This window comes from Endozoicomonas sp. ONNA2, assembly GCF_024606365.1.
Taxonomy (GTDB): Bacteria; Pseudomonadota; Gammaproteobacteria; order Pseudomonadales; family Endozoicomonadaceae; genus Endozoicomonas.
On sequence record NZ_JAHHPO010000481.1, the window covers coordinates 1 to 1665 of the forward strand.

Annotated in this window: 2 protein-coding genes and 1 tRNA gene; 1 reads left to right on the top strand and 2 read right to left on the bottom strand. The window is 46.3% G+C overall.

What is annotated here, in order from left to right:
* Positions 1-622: 622 nt before the first annotated feature.
* Complete coding sequence (locus KDK14_RS08720; RefSeq protein ID WP_257264705.1) at positions 623-763, bottom strand: type II toxin-antitoxin system YoeB family toxin; 141 nt, start codon at positions 761-763, stop codon at positions 623-625.
* Positions 753-1010, bottom strand: a complete 258-nt coding sequence (locus KDK14_RS08725) for a type II toxin-antitoxin system Phd/YefM family antitoxin (protein ID WP_257264706.1) — start codon at positions 1008-1010, stop codon at positions 753-755. The genes KDK14_RS08720 and KDK14_RS08725 overlap by 11 nt, the downstream gene beginning before the upstream one ends.
* A gap of 492 nt (positions 1011-1502) precedes the next feature.
* On the opposite strand from KDK14_RS08725, the gene KDK14_RS08730 reads away from it, so the two are divergent.
* Positions 1503-1579: transfer RNA gene (locus KDK14_RS08730), tRNA-Met, on the top strand.
* The last annotated feature ends 86 nt before the right edge of the window (positions 1580-1665 follow it).

The window sequence follows — 1665 nt, forward strand, 5'->3', positions numbered from 1 at the left end:
GAAGTTCGGTGGCACGACCCTTCGACAAGCTCAGGGTGAACGGAAATCGGGAACTAATTAAAAGACAATTCCTGACGGCCAAAACTGTATGCAAGGAATATGGACTGTATGCTGAAATCAACTACTCTTCTGGAACGAACTGTCACCCTGTTTCCCCTCCCGAAACAACTCAGACTCCCTGAAATCGTAATCCGCATGTATAATCATTGAACAACAGCCGCCTGCTATATTTATAACCTTACTTTTGCGAGGATGAAAAATCTCTTCTACGTTATCGGATTTTCTGTTGTTTTTGATCACGAGAATGAAGCTGCTGTTATCAAATATCAGAACAAGTATTATTCACCAATGCTGGTTGATTCGGTCACGTTACCCTTCAGGATTACCTTTGAATTGGATGCCCTTTCCATGTTTGACTTTCACGAACAACATTACAGAACGTCGGTGTATTCTGATTATGTCAACGGCCTGGTTACGCACGACTGGACCATTTAACACCTATGTTGGTTTGCCGAACGACGACTGCCACAATGGTATGTTTGATAGGGCTTTTCTGACTCCCACCTGAATGATGACTTAATCCTGATGAATGCTATTTAGCCTTATTTCGGGCTATCCGGGGCTATTTAATGCCGGGGTCACGCAGACATTCAATAATCAGCTTGTTGATGCGCTTCAGGGTTTTCCGGTCCTGCTCCTGCCAAAACTGGTAATCATCCCATGCTTTTTGCGACCAGCAGAGCAACCGGGGACTACTGATCATCTATCAACCCTCTTTCAATTGTCTGCCCGGTCCTGATCTGCTCAATGGAGTCGTTCAGATGTTGGGCGTTGGCCGGGGATGACATCAGGTGCAGTGTTTCCATCAGGCTGTTGTAGCTGTCCAGCGACATCACGATGGCGTCCTGACCGTCACGGCGATGAATCAGGGTTTCACTGGCATCCTCTGCCACCTGATCAAGAACGGATTTCAGATTGTTCCGGGCTTCGGAATAGGACACGACTTTCATGGTTGATCCATTGTGTTAATTGTTCAATTAGTTGGACAAGTATGGACAGAGTATTTTCTATGGCCAAATTTCCCGCACTGCCCGCCAGCGTAGACCGCTACGCGAGTTTCTGAGGCCGGTCACAGCGACAATGCCGGAGACAAGGCAGTGCTGCACAGCGAGCTGGCTGAACTGGGACTGGCTGAAGAAATAGGCCAGCGGTTAAGTTTGCCTGCCTCTGCTGTGGGGTCCACCATAGTAGATATGATCAACCTGATCCCTTGACCTATTCACTGAAAATTTGAAGAGCTTCATCAGTGATATGAAATTGTGTATGAGAGTACTGGAATTAATTAAAATAACTATTGCAAAACATTTCGGAAACATTATTATTCTTCCCGTTCAGTTTTGGGCCACTTTTCTGTTCTGGTGGTACACGATTTCAAAGGGTGACAGTTGAAAAGCTAATTTGGCTCCTGTAACATGCTGAAATTAAACATAAAACTGTTAAGTGGCTAGGTAGCTCAGTTGGTTAGAGCACAGCACTCATAATGCTGGGGTCGGCAGTTCGAATCTGCCTCTAGCTACCACCTGTTCCAATATGCGTCCTGCACATTCTATTGGGGTGTCGCCAAGCGGTAAGGCATCAGGTTTTGATCCTGACATGCGGGGGTTC